Source organism: Rhizobium sp. N122, assembly GCF_002211295.1.
Taxonomy (GTDB): domain Bacteria; phylum Pseudomonadota; class Alphaproteobacteria; order Rhizobiales; family Rhizobiaceae; genus Rhizobium.
Window position 1 is genome coordinate 1 of the sequence record NZ_LOKU01000052.1, and the last position, 20264, is coordinate 20264.

16 protein-coding genes and 1 pseudogene are annotated in these 20264 nt (G+C 60.3%); 6 read left to right on the plus strand and 11 right to left on the minus strand.

Annotated features, from left to right (window positions below):
• The coding region (locus ATY75_RS34930) for a hypothetical protein (RefSeq protein WP_245317645.1) at positions 1–407 on the plus strand (407 nt) is incomplete at its 5' end.
• 223 nt (positions 408–630) lie between these two features.
• Here ATY75_RS34930 and ATY75_RS26940 read toward each other — a convergent pair.
• Positions 631–1134, minus strand: coding sequence for a helix-turn-helix transcriptional regulator (locus ATY75_RS26940; RefSeq protein ID WP_010069248.1), 504 nt, complete (start codon positions 1132–1134; stop codon positions 631–633).
• Positions 1135–2743: 1609 nt separating this feature from the next.
• On the opposite strand from ATY75_RS26940, the gene ATY75_RS26950 reads away from it, so the two are divergent.
• From ATY75_RS26950 to ATY75_RS26955, 3 genes and pseudogenes are all read left to right on the plus strand, one after another.
• On the plus strand, positions 2744–3019 hold the full coding sequence (locus ATY75_RS26950) for a hypothetical protein (RefSeq protein WP_190241435.1): 276 nt from the start codon (positions 2744–2746) through the stop codon (positions 3017–3019).
• 228 nt (positions 3020–3247) lie between these two features.
• Positions 3248–3396, plus strand: a pseudogene (locus tag ATY75_RS35255) (IS5/IS1182 family transposase); the annotation flags it as partial.
• 830 nt (positions 3397–4226) lie between these two features.
• A complete protein-coding gene (locus tag ATY75_RS26955) occupies positions 4227–5156 on the plus strand; it encodes a polyprenyl synthetase family protein (protein ID WP_088939887.1) in 930 nt (309 codons plus the stop codon).
• A gap of 188 nt (positions 5157–5344) precedes the next feature.
• On the opposite strand, the gene fni is transcribed toward ATY75_RS26955, so the two are convergent.
• The 10 genes from fni to ATY75_RS27015 all read right to left on the minus strand — a co-directional run bounded on the left by fni (position 5345) and on the right by ATY75_RS27015 (position 17306).
• A complete protein-coding gene (gene fni / locus ATY75_RS26960) occupies positions 5345–6511 on the minus strand; it encodes a type 2 isopentenyl-diphosphate Delta-isomerase (RefSeq protein ID WP_018247206.1) in 1167 nt (388 codons plus the stop codon).
• Positions 6498–7400: a hypothetical protein gene (locus ATY75_RS26965; protein ID WP_037145551.1), complete on the minus strand. Its 903-nt coding sequence runs from the start codon at positions 7398–7400 to the stop codon at positions 6498–6500. The genes fni and ATY75_RS26965 overlap by 14 nt, the downstream gene beginning before the upstream one ends.
• A complete protein-coding gene (locus ATY75_RS26970; protein ID WP_088939888.1) occupies positions 7397–8950 on the minus strand; it encodes a hypothetical protein in 1554 nt (517 codons plus the stop codon). Before ATY75_RS26970 ends, ATY75_RS26965 begins: the two co-directional genes overlap by 4 nt.
• A 796-nt stretch (positions 8951–9746) precedes the next feature.
• Positions 9747–11090, minus strand: coding sequence for a cytochrome P450 (locus tag ATY75_RS26980; protein WP_088939889.1), 1344 nt, complete (start codon positions 11088–11090; stop codon positions 9747–9749).
• Positions 11090–11932 (minus strand): SDR family oxidoreductase, encoded by an 843-nt coding sequence (locus tag ATY75_RS26985; protein WP_018247209.1) that lies wholly within the window; start codon positions 11930–11932, stop codon positions 11090–11092. The genes ATY75_RS26980 and ATY75_RS26985 overlap by 1 nt, the downstream gene beginning before the upstream one ends.
• Complete coding sequence (locus tag ATY75_RS26990) at positions 11919–13520, minus strand: cytochrome P450 (RefSeq protein ID WP_088939890.1); 1602 nt, start codon at positions 13518–13520, stop codon at positions 11919–11921. Before ATY75_RS26990 ends, ATY75_RS26985 begins: the two co-directional genes overlap by 14 nt.
• 5 nt (positions 13521–13525) lie before the next feature.
• Positions 13526–14806, minus strand: a complete 1281-nt coding sequence (locus tag ATY75_RS26995) for a cytochrome P450 (RefSeq protein WP_004673818.1) — start codon at positions 14804–14806, stop codon at positions 13526–13528.
• A gap of 68 nt (positions 14807–14874) precedes the next feature.
• Positions 14875–15054 (minus strand): hypothetical protein, encoded by a 180-nt coding sequence (locus tag ATY75_RS27000; protein WP_004673817.1) that lies wholly within the window; start codon positions 15052–15054, stop codon positions 14875–14877.
• 1579 nt (positions 15055–16633) lie between these two features.
• Positions 16634–16804 carry a CCE_0567 family metalloprotein gene (locus ATY75_RS34250; RefSeq protein WP_143535351.1) on the minus strand — a complete coding sequence of 57 codons (171 nt, stop codon included), beginning with the start codon at positions 16802–16804 and terminating at the stop codon, positions 16634–16636.
• Between the two features lie 64 nt (positions 16805–16868).
• The gene (locus tag ATY75_RS27015; protein WP_004673815.1) at positions 16869–17306 is read right to left on the minus strand and encodes a hypothetical protein; all 438 of its coding nucleotides are present in this window, start codon (positions 17304–17306) and stop codon (positions 16869–16871) included.
• Positions 17307–18597: 1291 nt separating this feature from the next.
• On the opposite strand from ATY75_RS27015, the gene ATY75_RS27025 reads away from it, so the two are divergent.
• Positions 18598–19302 (plus strand): nitrogen fixation protein NifQ, encoded by a 705-nt coding sequence (locus ATY75_RS27025; RefSeq protein WP_088939892.1) that lies wholly within the window; start codon positions 18598–18600, stop codon positions 19300–19302.
• A gap of 874 nt (positions 19303–20176) precedes the next feature.
• The coding region (locus ATY75_RS27030; protein ID WP_143535352.1) for a hypothetical protein at positions 20177–20264 on the plus strand (88 nt) is incomplete at its 3' end.

Consider the following 20264-nt stretch of genomic DNA (forward strand, 5'->3'; position numbering starts at 1 on the left):
CGGACATGATCTCTATGCGAGCCATGAAACCTCTTCGTTCTGGTATTAATGTCAGCACTAATGCTGGTTCTAATGCCAGAACATCGCCTGATTTGGCCGATCAGCAAAAACAGCTCACCGTACGCTCCCACCTGAACGGCGACAGCCATGAACAGCGTTTCCAGTCTCAGCGACTCGACCCCGTTTTCGCGGAACCTGATCGTGATGTCAAAAGGCTATTTCCGAGCCGAATGGCAAAAAGGATCGGCGCGATGGAACGGAGGCGCGGAGAGGACGGGCTTAGATTCAGCAATCGAAATCAAAGCATGCGCGCCGGCGGCTCGAATACCGACATGGCATTGAGCGGGAAAACCCAACGAGGGAGTTTAACACAGACCCTACTGTCGAAGCAAAGCGCATGCAAATAGACTTGGCGTCGCTCGCCGACGAATCGCTCGAGCATCGAGCGAGATCAACGCCAACCAAAGATCGAAAAATTGCGCAATCGGCGCGTATTGTTGATCAGACGGAAATTCGAGTGAAAAACTAAGTTGTGAGATTGCGGGTGTCTGCACACCGACGACAGCGCGTCGGCTGCGACAGCTATCACCAATACTGCTAACTACTGGGGGCGTCATAGACAACCCCAGCTCACTTCACGGGCTCCGCTACATCACTGATACCTCTGTCGCTCTCGTCGTCATCGGGGATCATTCGCTGCAGGAGCCGAATAAGATCGCGCGTCGTGCCGTTCGGAAGTCTCCTAAGAATCCTCGCCAGTGTGAGACAATCCTCGGCCTCCTCCGATGTGCGGCCCCAAAGATGTGGCGCAGCTTCAAAGATCATATCGATAGGCATGAAGCCAAGAATCTCACACAGATGGATCATCCGAGTAACAGTCATTTTGGAAAATGCCCGCTCGTAGCGTCCGTATACAGGGATGGACAGACCAAGCATTGGAGCAACGTCTGCGCGAGACAGGCCCTGCGCTTCGCGTGTCTTTTTCAGGAACGCGCTGATCAATTCCTCCATGTGACCCAACGATGTAATTTCGCCGCCGAAACCTGGCTTTCGATAGATCGCCTTGTCAACCTCCGGATCGGCGGTGCTGACGAGGCCTCTCGAACTTCTGTAGCTTGCTAGATCTTCCGTCACCGCACGTCCCTGTTTTCCTGCCACTCGTTGTAGACTTGAGCCAACCTGAACCGATTTGAACCACTTGCCATCGCCACACTACAACCGTTTTAAATACCCATTTTGGGCATTTTTTGCGTTATAGCAAATATTTGAGGGTTTAGCCAAATTGCTTCATGAATGCATTCAAAACAGTCTCGCTAGACCGGTGGCCCAGTTCCATGAAAGATGAGTCGGCTATGGCCGCACCCGCCACTGAATCATCTAGGTTGCGTCGAATTTGAGCGAAAATTCACATTCAATGCTCAACATCTTCTAAGCGGTCTTCGTTGAGGACGATAAGACATAATCCTCGAAAACCGATCCATTTCCCCGTCCCACGATATCCCATTTGGCTAGCTGGGAAAGCTCCGCCGTGCTGGAAATCACTCAGCCAAGAACCCATATCGGTTACCGCTCCCGCTAGCGTGTAGGTTCGATGCTCTCTGAAAATTCCGGCATCATGGAGCAAGTGCCACAAACGTGAACTTTGCTAAACGAAGCCGCCACCTTATCGCATCCACACAAAGGGCTTGAAATAGTCGACCGTGAGGGTTACATCATTGTAAGCAGCAGACAACGAGGCTTCCGAAAGGTCGCTGTTGCAGGTGCACCCTTAGAGGTCGGTACACCACGGTAAGGCACACGCGTTCGGCGGAAACGCCATGGGAAGGCTTCTTTAGGGGGCCTTTTTTGTTTCTAGGGCACCCTTATTTGCTGGAAATGAGCCTTTTTCACGAGTTGGCAGACGCTACACCTTCGCTTGATGCGGCTGAAATTAATTTCTTTCTGATCAGCGCTTTTTACCACCAGTTCTACGTTGTGTTCGTCTGATCTGCTAAAAGGTAATAAACAACAAGATCATTAAGGCCAGAGGTCAGGACAGGGCCTGAAACGGCAAGGTTACCTGCCCAGTAAGGCATACAGAGGTAGTCACAAGATGCTCGAACGTGAATCTACCTTGCGGATGTTCGATTGTTGGGAAGGAGTCGTTAATAGTCGTCATGAGGCGCGGTCACCCGAAGACAGCTCTCACGATCTGGACCCATTCACTGAACTGGATTATAGATTGCGCTGGGTAGTCTGGCTCTGAGACATTGAATTTTCTCCCGATATAAGGGCACGGGTTTGACAACCTTACGAAAGTGCTAACCCCTGAACGTGGTTTCGTTCTCCTGGTAAGGGTCCTTTCATGTTCAAATCGATACGAATAGAGCACTGACCTTTCGCTTCCGCCCTTACGACGGAGTTGTCTGCTTATGTCTCGCGTATCGACCGGAAGCCTGAACATGCTGCAGGAGCGAATTCCCACCTGAGACCGAATTCCTACGACGCCTTCTCCGCAGGAGACCGGAGGTTCGAAATGCGACCAGTGCGCCTGGCCTGACCCGAGAGAGGCTTCGGGCAGCCGAGGACGACACCTACGGCCTGTTCGTCGACTTCCGTTGGCCCAAGAACGTCGGGAAGCCATATTGCCCTCGCTGTGGCTGCCTGGAGCCGTACGTCGTCGTCGTTCTGATGCTCGGAGCCGGAATGCCGCGCCAAATTTTCGGTTTTCGCCAACCGCAAGCTTTCATTCAAGAAGATCATCATGGCAATCTGGGAGGAGATCACGGCCGCCAAGGGCATGGCGGCGCTCCATCTGAGCCGCAAGGTCAACGTCCAGTATAAGACCGCCTACTTCCTGCTGCAGAAGCTCCGGGAGGCAGCCGACCTTCGCCGTGATGCGATCAAGCTGCACGGTACGGTGCAGATCGACGGCAAGTATGTGGGCGGCGTCCTCCGCAAGGTGACAAGAAGGAAGAGCGCAAGGACGGGCGCAAGAAGGAAAATCAGAACGACAAGCGCATGTGAGTTCTGGCGCTGAGGGAGGCCAACCGCCATGCACCGAACAGAACGGTGACGCGGGTGATCCTGGACGAGAACGGCAAGGATGCATGGGCGGCCGAGCATGTCGAGTCGAAGGCGCTCCTGATCGCTGACGAACACAAGGCGCAACCAGGGCTTGAAAGAAAGCGCTGTATAGATCCACCTGCTCCGCCCTTTTAGTCCGCTAGCAAAAGGCGGTAGGGGACCGACTTCTCGAAGCGGTTTCCTGCCGGCCGACAAGGGCTACGGCAGCGCTGAAATCCTCGCCAAGCCGGTCGAGTGTAAGGCTTCGGCAACATCGCGCCGAAGAACAACTGGAAGGGCTCAGTCGTCTTCTCACGCTGGGTCTATCGGCAGCGTAACCTCGTGAAACGTCAAAAGCATCGGTTCGATCGTAATTGACGCAAAGCTGACAGTCGTGTGCGATCGCGCACATTGACAGGCTGGCATGATGCAAGCGCCGACGTGCATTGTGACCTCAACCCAAATCACTCCAATGCTGGGTTGGCCTTCGGACGGATCGCTCGCAAGGTTGACGCTGTTCAAATACTAGGCGGAGTGGCACAATCCGCGACTCCCGACACACGGTGAGCACCGGAAGGCGCCTTCTGTCGCCATTGAAACATTCACTAACAATGATCTGGTGGCACACCAATTGCTTGTAGGAGCCCAGATCTCTGCCGGCAATGGTTCCGGTCCAAGCTCCAGTGGCTACTATCGACGATGACCAACACCTTTAGATGTAAGGCCCATCTTCGCGCATGTCGTACCGTACCAACGGAGCTCGTCAGCGATCATCACGCGCGGCGGCGTGCAGCCGATCCAAAGAGCTTTGTCACCAGCCACTGCTCAGCGCGGGAGCCTCTTCAGCTTTGGATCAAGACGTTGAGAGCGATGCCATTCTGGCCGACAGCGCCGCCGGAGCCAATGTTCTTCGCGCGCGATCGAAGTAACCTACGTTCAGATGTCATGTCGCCGCGAATGAGACGGCTTCAAGGGATTCCAGTGGGAGATCGCCTTGCCGAGTTAAGGCTCCCACTGGCACACGGTTTCATTGGTCACGCCGGTGCCGCATGTTGGCCGCCGCAATCCGCTAAACTTAACGGTGCCCTAGAACCTGAAGAGACACAGCGAAATCGGCCTTTTGTTTGGCACCGGTTGGACTAGGCCCGTTTTCGTTTTCGTCTCAAAAGTGGAGATGCGATATGATTTCGAATCACCAAGCCGACGTGGTTGGCGATAGCGACAAGCTCATCGAGCAAGCGCTGCGAGCTGCCATGGATACTGCTCTAAGTCCGGCTGCGCCGGCTCACCTGCGTGGAGCGCTGGACGCGGCAGTGTTTCCAGGGGGCTCTCGGATGCGCCCCAAGCTCTGCTTGAAAGTCTCCTATGTGTGCGGCGAAAAAGATCCTGAGCTGGCGACAAGAGCCGCGGCAGCAATTGAATTGCTGCACTGTGCCTCGTTGGTGCATGACGACTTGCCTTGCTTCGATAACGCGGCCCTACGCCGCGGCAGACCAACGGTGCACCGGCTTTTCGGAGAGCCTATCGCCGTTTTGACCGGCGATGCCTTGATTGTGATGGCTTTCAAATACCTCAGCTTGCAGGCTGCGCTAACACCTGAGTTGGGCGCGCGCATGATCGAGGTGGTTGCGGAGGCGGTCGGCCCCAGTCACGGACTGATCGCCGGACAGTCGATGGAGGCAATGACGCACGTCCCAATCGACCGCTATCACCATTACAAGACCGGCTCCCTCTTTGTCGCGGCGGCCACTTGCGGTGCCCTGGCAAGTGGTGCAGATCCGGCCCCATGGTCTAAGGTGGGGGAATTGCTCGGGCACGCGTATCAGATCGCCGACGACATCGCAGATACAGTCGGCCGCGCAGAAGTGCTTGGCAAATTGCCTGCCGTGGACACGCAGCTGAATCGACCCAGTATCGTTCGCGGCCAAGGATTGGACAGCGCAGCCGCCAGATTTTATGCGTATCTCGAACAGATAGGCGACACCATTCCTGCCAGCCCTCAAAAACGGTCCTTCGTTGACTGGCTTAATCATGCACTTTGCAAAGGCCCGGCTGGACCGGGAAAAGCCGGTCTGATTCAACAAACGGCGCTGGATTGCGCGCCTTTGTAAGCCCGAGTTACGGTACGCATAACCTAGCCGGCGGCATCATTACCGCTTCATCGTCAACAGCTGCTTCATGAACACTTCGTTCCCTGCATCGAACCGCTGGGCCAAGGTGGATTAGAGGTCTAGCTTTAGCGTTAACGGTTTTTGCAACCAGCTTGGAGGGCCGGCCGACAGAGCGGGCGACGCCGGCATCATCCGACTGGCGGATGCGCGGAGGGCAACAAGTGCGCGGAGGGCAACAAGCGCGCCTGGCGCAACGTCGCCAGATCAGGTGAGCCGGTGCAAAAGCAGGCGACGGCCAACTGGCGGATGACGACCTCGAAATGCGCAACGACCGCTTCGGTCGATACCGTAGCCGCCGGCAGCACGCCGGCTGCCTGCCCGGCAATGTCCGCACCGAGGCGAATGGCCTTGGCCACGTCGACGCCGTCGCGGATCCCGCCGGACGCGATAAGCTTCACCGTTGGCAGTGCCCGACGGACCGCCTGCAAGCTGGCCGGTGTCGGGATCCCCCAATCGGCAAACGCCATCGCCACTGCACGGCCGGCGGCATCGCGGGCGCGCTCGCCCTCCACCGCGGCCCAACTGGTGCCGCCGGCTCCGGCGACATCAATCACCTCAACACCCGCCTCGACGAGCGCGCAGGCCACCGAGGCGGACAGGCCCCACCCGACTTCTTTGGCCACGATCGGCACGCCCACGCTACGCGCGGCGCGAGCCACCTGCGCCAGTACGCCGTGCCAGTCGCGGTCGCCATCCGGCTGTAGCACTTCCTGCAGCGGATTGAGATGGACGATCAGCCCATCAGCCTCCAGCGCATCGACAGCCCGGCGCGCCAGATCAAGGCCGTCGGCCTCGCGCAGTTGCGCAGCGCCGATATTGGCCAGCAAGGGAATGTCAGGCGCCAGGCGGCGTAGGGCGCGCGTCAGCCCCTGGGAATTGCGCGATTGCAGGCTTACGCGCTGCGAACCGACGCACATGGCGATCCCCAAGGCTTGCGCCGCCTCGCTCAGGTGCCGATTGATGGCCTCTGCGCGTGGCATTCCGCCGGTCATGGAACTGATCAGCAGCGGCGCACGCATGGGCTTGCCTAACAGCGATGTGCGCAGTTCGATCTGCGTCAGGTCCAGCTCGGGCAGTGCGCAGTGTTCGAACCGGATTTGCTCCCAGCCGGCAGCGACCGTGGCTGGCGCCGTTCGCCGATCCAGCACGAGGTCCAGATGGTCGTCCTTGCGCCGGGTCAGGGCGTCGTCGCACCCGCTCGCTCGATCCGCCGTATTGGGCGTTGGCGTTGCGTCGGATCGGACCGAGGGCGCCGCGCGCACGCCGCCGCCTCCCGCGCGTTCACGCCGGCGCACGCTGGCCTCCCCCCGCCGCATCGTTGCCGTAGCGGCTGATCGAGGTCTGGTAGTACTTCGCGCGAATGACCGCCATGGCCTCGATTAACGGTCCCCATGGTGCAGGAAAGCGTTCTTTCACCATCACTCGGTGCAGCATGCGCGCATGGCCGACCAGCTCGTCGTTGAGGAAATCCTCCACAGGCATAGCCGGATAACGCTGCAGGAGCAGGATGGCAGCGTTGTCGGCCTCTCCCGCCGCCCTATCCTTGGCGCATCCATGCAGATCGTTCTGCAGGCGCCCTATCGTGGAGATGAGCCGCAGCACCTGGCGAAACGCCGGACGCGCGCGCAGGGTCGCCATGTCCAGCCCCCATAGCAACGACAGGCAACAGAACACGTTCGCGTAGGCGATCGAATCGATGGAATTGTGCAAGTATTCGGCGTACGACCAGCGTTCAGCCCCCGCCGCCTGCGCGTGTCCGGCGCGCAGCGCCGCGCAGTAGCACCGGGTATCGTTAAGAAGCTCAGTATAGTCGCGCCTATCGTAGGCGAGCGCGGCCAGGGAAGCGCGCAGCACAGCGCAGCCCTCGAAACCGGGGACCGCGCATGGCACGCCCTGCCCCAGCGCCTGCTCCACCGCGGCCAGCTGCTCCGGCGCGATCAGGCCAAGGTCGTTGCAATCGTCGAGCCAAAACAGTAGCGCCAACTCGCGATAAAACGCCACGATCAGCTTTTCGTCCTGCGGATCTCGGCCGGTGCGGGCGCTGATATCGTGCAAGCTCGGTTGGATACACTGCAGGATGTACTGTCCGCCCCTAACTGCTTCTACGGCATGCTCGTCGGCGAATCCGGTCAGGGAACGCCCCCACTCCAGTACTTGCTGCAGCGCGCTTTCGGTCGGGATCATTGCGCTATTCCTCCTGCTACCTCGGTCGGGATACGCCGCCCCCAACGAAGAGCCAGCCACAAGCCGGCGAGTTCGATCACGCGCACGACCCGGGTCGGGCAATACAATTCCTTGCCGATCCACAGCGGCGTCTGCGGCAATTCATGCGCCTCATGGCGAGCGAGCATCCACTCCAGCGCGTGCGCGACCGCCAGCGCGATGCGGGCGCGCCCTGTCGGCTCTTCGCGCCCATCCATCACGTGCAACGCGAACAGCGCATAGGCGGTTTCCTCAAATGTTGACGCGCGACCCGCGCCCCAGCCGCCGTCGTCGCGCTGCGCCTGCAACAGCGCCGCCAGCGCGCGCTCGTCGCGCCACTGGGGCGCGCCTTGCGCGAGCGCAGCGATTGCATGCGCGGTGGGATACAGCCACGAAACATGCCATTTGTCATTGTCCCATAGACCGTCCGCGTTGCGATTGGCCTCAAGGTAAGCGCTGGTACCGGCGGTGGGCTTTCCCAAAAGTCTGAACGCATGCAGGGCGTGGATGTTGGTCGACACCGAGGCATTGCGCTCGCCGGGGAAGGTAACGAACAGCCCGCCGATTTCGAAGTGGCGCAACGCGTCGGCACCCGGGTTGCGTCCTGCTAGGCGCAGGATGCACAACGCAACAGCAGTGTCGTCCGCATCGGCCGCGAAGTGCAAGGCCGGACCCAGACCGCGCACGCCCAGACAGGCATCGAGCTGCGCGACGATCACGCGCACCGCCTCGGCGAGCGCGGGATGCGAAAACAACCCGGCCAGATGCAGAGTGTACAGCGACCAGCATGGCTCGAACACGTTGATCGGCCAGACGCTGGGAACGACACCTTCGATGCCGCTGCGCGCCGCGCGCGATGCGGCCTGAAGATACCTGTCCGCACGCTCGACCTGTGGCGCGCTCGCCTGTGTGAGGGCGTGCGCACGCCACGCGGCGGTTGCCGCCGGGCTGATGCCGATGCTGCCGTCGTCGTCCAGGCATGCCGTGGTCGGCGACGTCCCCCAGGCTTCCCAGGAGTGCAACAACGGATGGCCGCTCGGCAGCGGTCCCACCGTCCCCAACTTAACCAGGCACGCTTGCCGCAACGGCAACAGCGCCGGGTAGCGCGGAAACACCACGTCGCCCACCAAGGATGTGGCCTCGCCGGAGATCTGCGGCAGGATCAGCTCCGCGCCTACCGGCGCGTCTTCCGGCACCGCATCCGCGTAGGGATCCGGCTGGCGCTCGAGGAACCGCGTTGCAGCCTGAACTGCGTCCGCAGCGCCGGGAAGAGGATCGGCACGCCGCAATGCAAGCAACGCCGCCCACGTGGGTACATGGCGGAACAGTGGGAAGTCAGCACTTCCCCACCCGCCATCGGCCTGTTGCTGCGCCATGAGCCACGCGTATCCGTTCTGCCGACCGGTGACGTTGCCGCTGAACTGCAAAACGCGCGCCGTGTCGTAAACGGACGGACTCACGCTGCCGCCATCGCGCGTCTCGTTCAGCAGGTGGCGCAATTCAGAAAGGATGTGTTCGGACAGCGCACTCATGCGGGATGTTCCCTCTGCAGGCAGTTGACGAGAAGCGCGGCGAAGCGCACCTATGCTGGCGGCGGTCCGCCGGGCAGCGCGGCGGACCGCGGTGGGCAACCGCTCCGATCTGCGCCGTGGAATCGAACACAATGTAGGATCTAGCGGTGCCGCCGGCCGATCGCAGCGGTACGGCGGCGCCTCCGTGCGGACCGGCGCCAATGCGCACAGCGCGTACTTGAACAGATACCCTTTTGGCCCGCTGCACGGCCTGCGCCAACCGCTCCGCACGCGGGCGCAGCGAGGTGATGGCTTCCTCGGCCTCTGGCCATAGGCCCGGCACTGACTGGGGCGCTGCATGCAGCTTCGTGATCGGCACGCCGGTTGCTTTCTTCTCCGCCGCATGCTTGCCGGGGGCTTGCCCAGCGTCGCGTCATCCGCTGGCATGTCATCATCCTCGACCACCTACAATACAAGGCCGAAACAGGCGCGATAGCGATCCAGTGCGCGGTACAGCGTAACGCGCGGCATCCTCCGCGACGGCGCATAGCGCGCCCATGCCTATGGACGCGCGCACCGGCAATCCGCCGCACGCCTGCGCGCCCGATCCGCCGAACGGGGAAACGCCAGTTCGGTCGTCGTTTAGCGTGGAACCCTTCTGCATGTTGTTCATCTCCTTCTACCTGACAGAGAATGCCGCGGCGAGCGGCGAGCCGCCGCGGTGCTGCCGGCGTCGCACCGCGCGCGCGGGCCGAGTGCAGCAATGCCGCCCATCGTCTTCGCCGCTGCCTCTTGACACGGGGCAGAGGATCCCAGCTCATGAGAATCCGATGCGGACTGTCATGGACGGATGTGCGGTCGGGTAATAGCGCCGGCCTTTTTCGACGCCGCTCATCAATCGCGGCCGCACCCCGGCCTCCTGCATGGTCAATGCCAAGGCGATGCTGAACTGCACCAGCTCCAGCCATACAAGGTGATAGCCCATGCAGACGTGTGGGCCGGCACCGAACTGCAGCATGTCCACCGGCCGGATCGGCTCCGTGCGTTGCAGCCACCGCCCCAGACGGAACTGATCGGGCGCTTCGTGCAGCAGCGGCGAGGTCGAGAAATGCAGTAGTGGGATGCACAAATGAGTGCCCGCAGGAATGCGCCGCTGGCCGAGTTGTAATTCCTGCATCGCGCGACGCGGTACGAGCGAGGAAGCCGGATGCATTCGTAGCGTCTCCCGAAACAGCGCCTCTGCGACCGGACATTGCGCCAGGTCCTCGTGCCCGGTCGGCACCGCGCCCACGCGTTGCGCCTCTTCGACCAGGGCGTCCCACAGCTCTGGATGCTGCGCCAGCTCGATCACCATCCAGGCTATCGTCGAGGCGGAGGTCTCGTGGCCGGCAAGCAGCAGCAAGCGGATATTGGCGACCAGGACGTCATCGGAGCGCGCGCCATCGCTGCAATCGAAGGCGCTCACCATGTCGTTGATCAACCCGGTGCGCGCGGCGCGCGCGCGCGCGTCCCGGATGAACTGGCGCGACTGCGCGTCGATCCAATCGCGGGCGGCGCGGCCGCGTCGCAAGGGCATCCCCGGCAGGTCGATCGGGGGCGCGACCATCAATTGTAGCAGTTGCCGGTACTTGCGATGCCACTCCGACAGGTCTTGAGCTGGGATGCCCATGAGACTGAAGGTGAGTTTGAGCATCAGGTTGCGGGTGTCTGGCAGGATAGCGACTTCACCGCGGTCGCGCCACGCCTTGACCTGAGCCCTAATAATTGGTTCGAACAGCTCGCCAATGCCGGCCTCGGTCAGACCCCTCGGCAGAAACGCCGCTTTTATCCCATCGCGCGCCTGCCGGTGCGCGCTACCGTCCAAAGTGACCAACGTTCCGCCAAGGATGTCGGGCGCCATCTCTTCGATCAGTGCCGAGGACACTTCCTTGTGCCGGAGCAATGCGAGCGCATCTGGATCCAGGCATGTCATCAGGTGTCCGGCCGGGCCGAAGTCCAGCCAGAAGTGGCTGCCTAGGGTCCTTTCCGCGCGCCGCAGCAGGCGCGGCAGATCGCAGACGATGGCGGGGAGATGCCCGACCAGGGGGAAAGCGCCAGGCATGACCGGGATGTCGTCCCGTAGCCGGCGCCAGCGGTTCAGCGGGTTGAGCAGCATGTCCATCACCAATGCGACGCTGCGGTTGCTTCGGCGGCGTCACCGGCCGGCCGAGCCGCGCTGTTGCCACCGTCGGCGTAGGTTGGAACATGCGCCAACATGCCGCCGTCGATGCACACCACCTGGCCGGTGATGAACGCAGCCTCCTCCGAGAGCAGGAACGCGACCAGCGCGGCTACGTCCTCGGGGCGGCCGACGTGCGGCAGGAGCTGGTGCCGGTGTAGATGCCGTTGCATGCACTCGTCCAGCTTGGCGAAGAGACGTTCAGTCATGACAAGACCTGGCGCAACCGCGTTGCAGCGGATCTTCGCGTGTCCGTATTGGGTGGCAAGCGAGGCCGACAGCATGTTCATTGCGGCCTTCGACGCGGCGTATGACGTCAGTGCGGTGTCGCCGCTGAGCCCTTGGCACGATGACATGTTCACGATCGCGCCACCACCACGGCCGATCATTTGTGGGATGGCCTGCCGGCAGCAAAGGAGCGTGCCGCGCAAATTGGTCGCCATGGTCTGGTCCCAGACCGCCACGTCCAGGTCGAGGATCGCGCGGTCGTGCGGAGTCAAATGCATGGCGCTCGCATTGTTCACAAGCACGTCGACCCCACCGAAGCGCCGCTTCGCCGTTTTGAACAGCTCTGCCACCGCCTGCGCATCTGCGATGTCCATGGCCACGGCCAGCGCTTGGCCCGCTTCGGCTGCGATCTGTGCGGTGCAGGCGATGGCAGCGGGGCCATCAATGTCGGCCACCACCACTCTGCCGCCCTCGCGCGCGATGGCGAGGGCGCATGCCTTGCCGATCCCGGCGCCGGCGCCGGTCACCACGGCCACCTTGCCTTTAAATCGTTCCATCATGTTCTCCTGGATTGCGTAGGTCTTTCGCTGCATGTCGCTCAGCGTCTGCCGGAGAGGGCGTAGGGCCGGGGTTGGTGCAATGGTCATCGCCGGCTTCGCTTTCGATCACCCGAATGGCCGCGACCGGGCACTGGCTGGCTGCTAGGCGCACGGCGGCGTGCAGCGCCTGCGGGACCGTCGCCATGCACACTTCCGCCACGCCGTCCGGCTCGCGCTGACGAAAGGTGCCCGGCAGCGTCAACACGCACTGACCAGTGGTTCCGCACAGGTCCTGGTCGACCACGACGCGAACCTCAGCCGCCGCCTGCGCGTGCAGCCGCACCGGCAGCGCGCGGAACGTCCTAAGGAACGCTGAGGGCTCCCGGGTCGGCTGCTCGGCCAAGGCCAACGTGGGGAAGCGAGCCTGGATCTGCGGCAGGCTCTCGGCCAGTTGCACCCTGGCGAGTTGAGCACCTAGGCAGAAGTGGATGCCGTGGCCGAAGCTCAGCATAATCTTTCCGTCGCTCGACATGCCAGGCCTGGTGCCGTAGAACCGCACCGGATCGAAGCGGTCGGGATCAGCGAAAGCGTCCGGGTCGCGATTGCCGGCCGCGATCAGCACGCGCACGTCCGCGTCCTTCGGGATCACCACGCCATGCAGTTCGATGTCGCGCTGGGCGATACGCGGAATGGAGCTGAACATGGCCGGCGCCTCGCAGCGCAGTACTTCTTCTACAAATGCCTCCACCCCTGCGGCGTCTCCCTGCAGCCAGTGCCGCTCCTCGGGGTAGGCCAGCATCGCCAGCACCGCATGGTCGATAGTCGCAGCAGTGGTGGCGAAGCCGCCCAGCAACATGCCCCACAGCATGCTGATCAACTCCGCGTCCGAGAGCGTATCGGCGTCGTCGGTGTGTGCGCCGACCAGTGTCGACACGATGTCGCGGCGGGGATCGGCGCGCTTGCGCAGTATGAGGTCGCCGAAATAGGCCTTCACCCTGGCGCTGGCCACGTCCGCCGCGGCGAGGTGTGGATCGCTGGCGTGCGGGCTCAGGCCTTCTAGAATGGCGCTGACGATCGCTGAGAGCTCGAAAACGTCGTCTTGGGGCATGCCGAACAATTCAGCGAAGACAAGCATGGGCAAGGCCAGTGCGAATTCCCGATGCAGGTCCACCGCCTCTCCTCGCTCCAGTGCGGGCGCCATGCCATCCAGGCGAGCTACGACGATGCGCGCGATGCTCGGCCGCAGGTTGTCGATCTGGCCCACGGTGAAATCGCGCGAAATCAGCCGGCGCAGACGCGTATGCGTCGGTGGTTCCTTCATGGCTAGCGTAGACGCCAGCAGATTGAGCGACAGGCTGCTCGCCGCACGCGGGAAATAGCGCGCCAGTTCGGATGGCGCCGGCCCCCGAAACGCATCGCCCGTAGCCTTGAACGCCCAGTAGATGTCGGCGTGGCGGCTCAACAGAAAGAGGCCCGACGCCGCGCGGTGCACCGGATCGTGCTCTCGCAACCACCGCATGAACGGGTACGGGTCTTGGATGCATGCTGGCGACGCCAGCTCGGCGAAGGCGTCGTGGCATGCTGCAGTGGTGTCTTGCACGTCCATCTTGATTACCTGTCGAGTGGCTGATCTGACCGGTGCGCGCCAGGCGCCGCCAAATGAGAAGATTGCGATGCCGGGGGGCGTCCGCACCAGAGCACCGGCATCTCCTCGAACCCGCCGGTAATGATCTCCTTGCGCAACTTCAGTTCTTCGGGCGCCACGGCCAGGCGCAACGCGGGAAAGCGCTGGAAGATCGAACCGAATATGGCCTTCAGTTCCAGCCTCGCCAGCGCCGCCCCGATGCAATTGTGCTGCCCGTAGGAGAACGCCAGGTGGGGATTTGCGTCGCGTCCGATGTCGAAGACTTCCGGGTCTTTGAAATGGCGCGGATCAAACGAGGTCGCCGGCAGGCCGACCAGTACTTTGCTCTCCGCGGGTATATGCACGCCCGCGATGTTAACGTCGGTCCGGGGATAGCGCATGATGCCGTCCCACCCCGCGCCAGGCGAATACATGCGCAGTATTTCTTCCACCGCCTTGTCCACCAGGGAAGGATCGCGGACCAGGCGTTCGCGCTGTTGCGGATGGCGAAACATGGCCAGCAGGCCGAATTCGATCTGCGCGACGGTGCTCTCGTGCCCCGCCACCAGCACGCCCGCCGCGAGGCCGATCGCCTCTTCCTCGGTCGCTTTGCCCTGGTCGACCGCGGCTAGCAGATCCGTCAGCAGGTTATCGCCCGGATCCTGTCGCTTGCCCCGTATTTTGCCGTGGATGTAGGCGCGGAGCTCTTCCCAGGCCAGGCCGGACGCGCTGCGCGGGCCGCTTTCATGCTGGTGCGTCATCACCTCGTCGGAGAGCCCTGCGAAAAAGGCGTGTTCCTCGAAGGGCACGCCCATCAGCGCGCTGATTACCTTGGCCGGAAGCGGAAAGGAGAGATGGCGTCGCAAGTCTGCGGGCTGGGGCTGAACCGCCAGCGTATCGAACAACTGCACGGTGATTGCCTCGACCTGCTGCGTAAGCAGCTTCACCCTGCTGTTGCTGAAGGCCGGCGCCACGATCGTGCGTAACCGAGCATGCTCGTCCCCTTCGTGCGAGACCAGCCATCCCGGCGAACCGAGAATGACCGAATCTGGGGTGAAATCCGCCGGAGGCATTCCCGCGGGCCGGAATGCCGCGTCAGACAGCACCGCCTTGGCCTCGTCATAGCCTGTCACCCACCAGCATTCGTGCCCGGACGGAAGGCGCACGCGGTGGATCGGACCCTTGGCGCGTAGCGCCAACATCTCGGGCGAGGGCTCGATGTGATCGACCCGCCACATCGGCAGCGTCGGCAAGGATTGTTCGGACATGGTGACGCTTCACTCTTTAAGCCCGGAAGGGGCGGAAGATGACGGGCGGACTGCGGGCAGCAAATGAGTTAAGACAGCGTGTAGACGACGTCCTCCTTGGCGATTGCCAGCGCCAGATCCTCCGGCCGCACGAACGGCGGGGGGAAGGCACGTCCCAATTTCAGGCGCGCCAGCGCAGCGCCCACGCACAGATGCGGCCCCTGGCCGAGGGGCAGGTGCGGGTTTTGCAGCCGGTTGAAATCGAACATGTCGGTAACGCCATAGGTCGGCCGACCGTAGGAATTCGCGCAGCAGGTTCGACCCCACCCGCCCACCGACCCGTCCGCAAACATAACTTCCAAACCAGTCCCACACGCCCGGTTTCCCGCCTGGCTCAAGGTCCGCCGCTTTGGCTGTACCGCTCGCGACGTGTGTGGCTCGCAAACGAAGAACTCTAGATCGCATCCAACACTCCTCACATTTTCCCGGCGCACAACCGAGCCACTATCATTGCCACAGCAAACCATCGGACCTCACGAGACGCGAACAGCGACGCGCCGCCCGAAGACCATCGCGCTGCGATTGGCGACATACCGTGACCAGAGCAAATCGCGTGCCGAAGTGAATTCGTGGGCTCAGCAGGCATTTCGTAGCAGCGCGTAGTGTCAAGCTCCCGCCATTCAGTCTCAATGCCGACAACCGCGGAGTACATGTCTGACAAAAGCCTGATCTAACGCCGGTCTGCGTCCGACAGTCGGCGACCTGCATGGGATGCCCCGAGGCGAGCTTTCGTGCAACAATCCGCGCCATCTTCGACGTCGAAGTTGCCCCGCCAGTTTTCGTCCCATGGGCCGGAACGTCGTCGACTGCGCCGCCGCGTTAAAAGCGCCGGCTTTGGGCAAATCTGACTGGACCCGCCTCGACCCTCCGGTAATAAAGTTTGCGGAGCTTATTTCCGCCAGATGCAAGTTCCGAGCTTGCAGTCATCTCGTTGACGTTGTTCTCAATGTTTCCACCCCCGCGCTTACCGAGACGGTCGAGCTTCTCGATCGGCGTAGGTCCAAAAGGCAACGGGAATCGATCAAATTTCGAGGCATGTTCTCTTTCGGAAACATGTCATCTAATCAGAAGCGGCAGTCGGCAGCAGTCGCCTTAGTCGGAGGCCTTCTAAACCAGACGATGCCCGATCCATGCCGAAGATGAAGCAATCGGGAGACCAATGCAGCATCTCATCGACCGCCGCACCGTGGTGAAGAAAGCGGTCCTCGGTTGCTGGAGGTTGTTGAATAGTTCCATGACATCGAATTGAGCTTACGCCTGATGAATTCGGTCAATACCTACACCGCTAAGGGGTGCGCCGTTTACGCCTTGGGTCAAGCTTGGGGACGTTGGACTGCTCTGTTTTATCGCGATCACGTTTTTGTGGCTGGTCTGCCTGCCGAGTTCCTGAATGTATCGATCTGTCGCTCTCGCGCGTGGGCCGGAAGGACATAAATAGCAGGCTCAAGAAATAAACGACCTGAAGGAAAACCGAAGCCGCTAAGGTTACGGCGAACGCTTTGAAGATGGAAAGCGAGGCGGCGTAGGCCGAAACAGCGCTGGTGCACGTGACCAGCAGCAGGATGCAAAAAAAGGTTCTAAAGGGCAAGGTCTTGCTCCCGTTCGTTCGTCCAATGTTTCAACTGCGTCGACGCCGATGATTTCGCCCGGTTCGTCTACGCTATGAACGTGCATGACTTCGCCGAGAGCAGGCGTTGAAACAGCGTCTGCAAGCAAAGCGGGTTGCGCCGTCGACAGCGATCAACTACTTCGGCATTCAGCTGGTGCCATAGGTTGCCAAAAGCCGGGTCAGCGCGAACACGCCACAATGGCGACTTTTTCCTTCGCGGCTTCCAACTCGGCAAATGCACTGAACGTCTTCCGCCCTTCAGTGTTGACCTTTGTCCAGTTGAACGGGAGGCCTTCGTCAACGTAGTGAACGCCGCTTTGAGGCGTCAGCTTTCCGTTTCTCCAGCCCATGTCGGCACACTCGCGGACTCTGAGCGAATCGGCGCGACCTGGATCCTATCATTCGTCATTGCGCTCATAGGAGCACCGGGGAGCGGCGATCAATACGCACTTGCAGGCTTTCCAGTGCGCCCGCAACGATGAGGCCCTTGTTCGCCACTCGGTCCATCGGAGCAAACACAGGATCAAGCACCGGCCGGCAACATTCAAAACGTCGCGCGGCTTCCGTCATCGTTATTGACGGTGAACGATAGGGTTTACTACCGTCGCCTCCCAAAAGCGCTATCTGCCCGGCAAGAGGGATCGGGTACCCGTCAAAGATCGTGAAGGCGGTTAACCCAACTCGCAAAGCTTCTTCCCCAACAAATAGCGAGTGCATGTCGTCGAAGCGGATCATCTGAATAAGATCACTGCCAATCAAACCGGAGATCGATGCAATGCTGTTGCGATCAGGGAGCTCAGCGGCGCGAAAGATCGCACTTTCCGGCTCCAACAGATACACAAAATTTTCCATATCCTTGCCTTCTAAATTCTTGAAAAGAGCCCGTGCCCAGCTGCTTTTGACGGGAGCGAAAGCGACTCGTGCATCAACTCCGGATAGCGACAACGCGCGGCAATATGCAGATTTCAGCGTGCTGTGTAAATGGCCCTGCGCCAATTCGGTTCGGTGCAGTTCAAGTCACGCTCCGGACGTGTCGCTCCAATATCGACCATCTGGTTGACTTTATTGAGATATTTGAATGCGCGTGGTTTTATTCCGGCCCGCCCCCATACCAATTCCGCGCCAAAAATGTACGCGACGATGTTGGACCATACCAGCAGCCGCGCAGTGGACTAAGGCGAGTTCAGCAATCGAACGCGGCGGTATCGGCGTCGCCGCTCGTATGGCTCGACATTTGTCCCAAATTTGCGGAACGGGATCCCGACCTTGGGCAGGCTATGCAAACGGGTGCGTGTTACAAGTTTGACGAGAGCTGTACGCTGTACGAATACCCTGGCAGAATTGGAAATCATCTCCCATGCTGCAGACGCGAGAAGCTGACGAGTGGAGCATCTATCAAGGCACCCCTTACGACGCTGAAAGCAGAAAGAAAATTTGCAATCGGCAAGTTCCATCCGAGCATCACGACATTTGGCTAGCGCAACCGGGGCAACAGCCGCGCTCACTGTTGGCTGACTTAAAGTGTGCTGAGTGCCGCGGTCGCGAGTCCGCGCTCGGTCCCCAGGCGTTTTTGGTGCCGCGTTTTTAGTGCTATTCAAAACGCGGATGACGGCATCCAATCAATCTATTTTTCCTGATTAGCGACCTTGGTGCATGACCAAAGCGTCTAACCAAACAAGGTGATCGCGACGTCAGCGGAGAACGTAAAAAAATGCAATAGATAGGAAGCGGCAGATTTTATTGCGTATCCCGGAGAGATACTGCCGCCGCCATGTTGCTCGCTATGGCGGCGGCCCTCGGAGTGTGGCGAACAGGCCCGGTCTCCAACTACTCTGAGGACTATCGAAGAGACATATGATAACTCTCATCGACGGCTAAGGCGTCGTTGCGCAGCAGTTGATCTTCGATCTTCCCTCAGATTGCCGCACTCAGACTGCTCAATCGGCGCCGCAGATTGAAAGCCTGCGTTTGTCCGTTTGACGACAGCGGGAGGCGGGATCGCCTCCCGCTGCACAGGCGATCGAGTGATTGAAAAGCCGGCTTCAATTGTCACTTGCTCAAGTTGGCACAACCTTTGAATGTTCGCCTTCCGGGGACCAATGCAGCCAACTGAATTCGATTATTGGAGAAAGCGACGAAGCGCATGCCAAATGTGCATCACATCGGGGTCTTGACGGTAGCGGTACCAACTGTGGACGCCGCACGTCAAACCGGCATAGCCGTCGACCACTGCGACGATTGCCAAACACTCTATTTCAGCCGATCACGCCAGATGGGTCTCAAGTTATTTGATGACTATGTGCTCTTCCGCTTTTTTTCGCGCGCACTTGAAGAAATTGAGATGGGGATTGCCACCGCGACCGAGGCAACCGGCCTTTCGCTTAGGGAGCTGCGGGATACACCCCGCAGTTTCCCGGCAAGGCTTATCCGCGCCTTTGCCCTGCAAGAGGCGACTGATTGCGTGCCAGATGCGGAGGAGCAACTGTTGCGCGACATGCTCCTAGCGCATGTGCGGCCAGGCGACCCTGAGGGCGTGCGTTTTGCTAAGATCATTGCGCGACGTTCCATGCGTGAAGACCACCTCTGGCGGGATCTCGGCTTGCATGACAAAGCCGAACTTAGGAGATTGCTGTTCGCGCATTTTCCGGCGCTGGCGGCAGGCAACACCAGCAACATGAGGTGGAAAAAATATTTCTACCGCAAGATTTGCGAAGCTGAAGGCTTTTCCCTTTGTAGCGCTCCCAGCTGCAAGGAATGCGGCGATTTTAATGAATGCTTTCTCCCTGAGGAAAGCGGAAGTCTTTCTGGAGCGGCAGAGTTCGTCGGGCGCGAGATCTTGAAAACGTAAAGGCCACAGATGCAATCTTGGCGGGCTTGTCCGGCGACGTTGAACCGATACGGGGGATTATTGCTCCCGATGTTGCGACTGTGCGGGCACGCGCAAATGCCGCTTTCCTAAATATGAGCGGTGATGTCGTCGTCGGATAATGATCATCGGTCCATTCTATAGCGCCTACTAAAATTGCCTTAAGCTCTTCGCCATATTCGACTACGCGATCTACAATTTGTCGGAGCTGAGCGTGCGGCCGGAAAAAAGCATCCGCGACTAGCGCTTTAACTTGATAGCTTGCTCCCGATCTTTTCTGTAGCCTTCGAGCATTTCCTCCAGAATTTGGCCCGCTGACGATCGATGACAATCTCGCCAATGGCGGAACAATCCGGGCCTGCAAGACTGCAGCTGCCAAGCTATCGGCATTCCTCCTATTTGTTCATGGAGACAGCATAACAGCGAGCTTGTTGTAAGCGACAATCTCTACTGTGCCTTCATATGCGTTCTGCTGATCATCCGGCCTTAATTCCGACGCGCGGTGCGACGCCGATCGGCCGTCAATGCGGTACCGATCTGTTTGGCTCTACGACTTGCCACACTACTTCTGTCCCTCGGCTGAGATGTAAGGATACGGACGAGATTTGTTGATCTTTGACGCAAGCGATTTCCAACCGACAAGACCTCGCAGCCGCTTCGTCCAGTTTGGCGGTTTCGAGACAAGAGTTTGTCGATCCCGCCTTCGAAAGTTTGGAATTAAATAGCTGAAGATCAGCAAAACAACTGTTTTATATGCTGCTGCCTACATGGCACGGGTTTTGAAGATTGCCATGCGAGGCGGCGCGAGCTGCCTGCCTTTACTCAGCGATGGATGGAACGAAAGAAGGAAGGCGATATGTCAGATTTGCGTCAAATCGCATTTTACGGCAAAGGGGGGATCGGCAAGTCCACCACCTCCCAAAATACGCTCGCAGCGCTTGTCG

Coding starts and splice junctions, on each gene's coding strand:
- ATY75_RS26950 (WP_190241435.1), top strand. CDS start 2,744: ATGGCAATCTGGGAGGAGATCACGGCCGCCAAGGGCATGGCGGCGCTC.
- ATY75_RS26955 (WP_088939887.1), top strand. CDS start 4,227: ATGATTTCGAATCACCAAGCCGACGTGGTTGGCGATAGCGACAAGCTC.
- ATY75_RS26965 (WP_037145551.1), bottom strand. CDS start 7,400: ATGATCCCGACCGAAAGCGCGCTGCAGCAAGTACTGGAGTGGGGGCGT.
- ATY75_RS26970 (WP_088939888.1), bottom strand. CDS start 8,950: ATGAGTGCGCTGTCCGAACACATCCTTTCTGAATTGCGCCACCTGCTG.
- ATY75_RS26980 (WP_088939889.1), bottom strand. CDS start 11,090: ATGGACATGCTGCTCAACCCGCTGAACCGCTGGCGCCGGCTACGGGAC.
- ATY75_RS26985 (WP_018247209.1), bottom strand. CDS start 11,932: ATGGAACGATTTAAAGGCAAGGTGGCCGTGGTGACCGGCGCCGGCGCC.
- ATY75_RS26990 (WP_088939890.1), bottom strand. CDS start 13,520: ATGGACGTGCAAGACACCACTGCAGCATGCCACGACGCCTTCGCCGAG.
- ATY75_RS26995 (WP_004673818.1), bottom strand. CDS start 14,806: ATGTCCGAACAATCCTTGCCGACGCTGCCGATGTGGCGGGTCGATCAC.
- ATY75_RS27000 (WP_004673817.1), bottom strand. CDS start 15,054: ATGTTCGATTTCAACCGGCTGCAAAACCCGCACCTGCCCCTCGGCCAG.
- ATY75_RS34250 (WP_143535351.1), bottom strand. CDS start 16,804: ATGGGCTGGAGAAACGGAAAGCTGACGCCTCAAAGCGGCGTTCACTAC.
- ATY75_RS27015 (WP_004673815.1), bottom strand. CDS start 17,306: ATGGAAAATTTTGTGTATCTGTTGGAGCCGGAAAGTGCGATCTTTCGC.
- ATY75_RS27025 (WP_088939892.1), top strand. CDS start 18,598: ATGCCAAATGTGCATCACATCGGGGTCTTGACGGTAGCGGTACCAACT.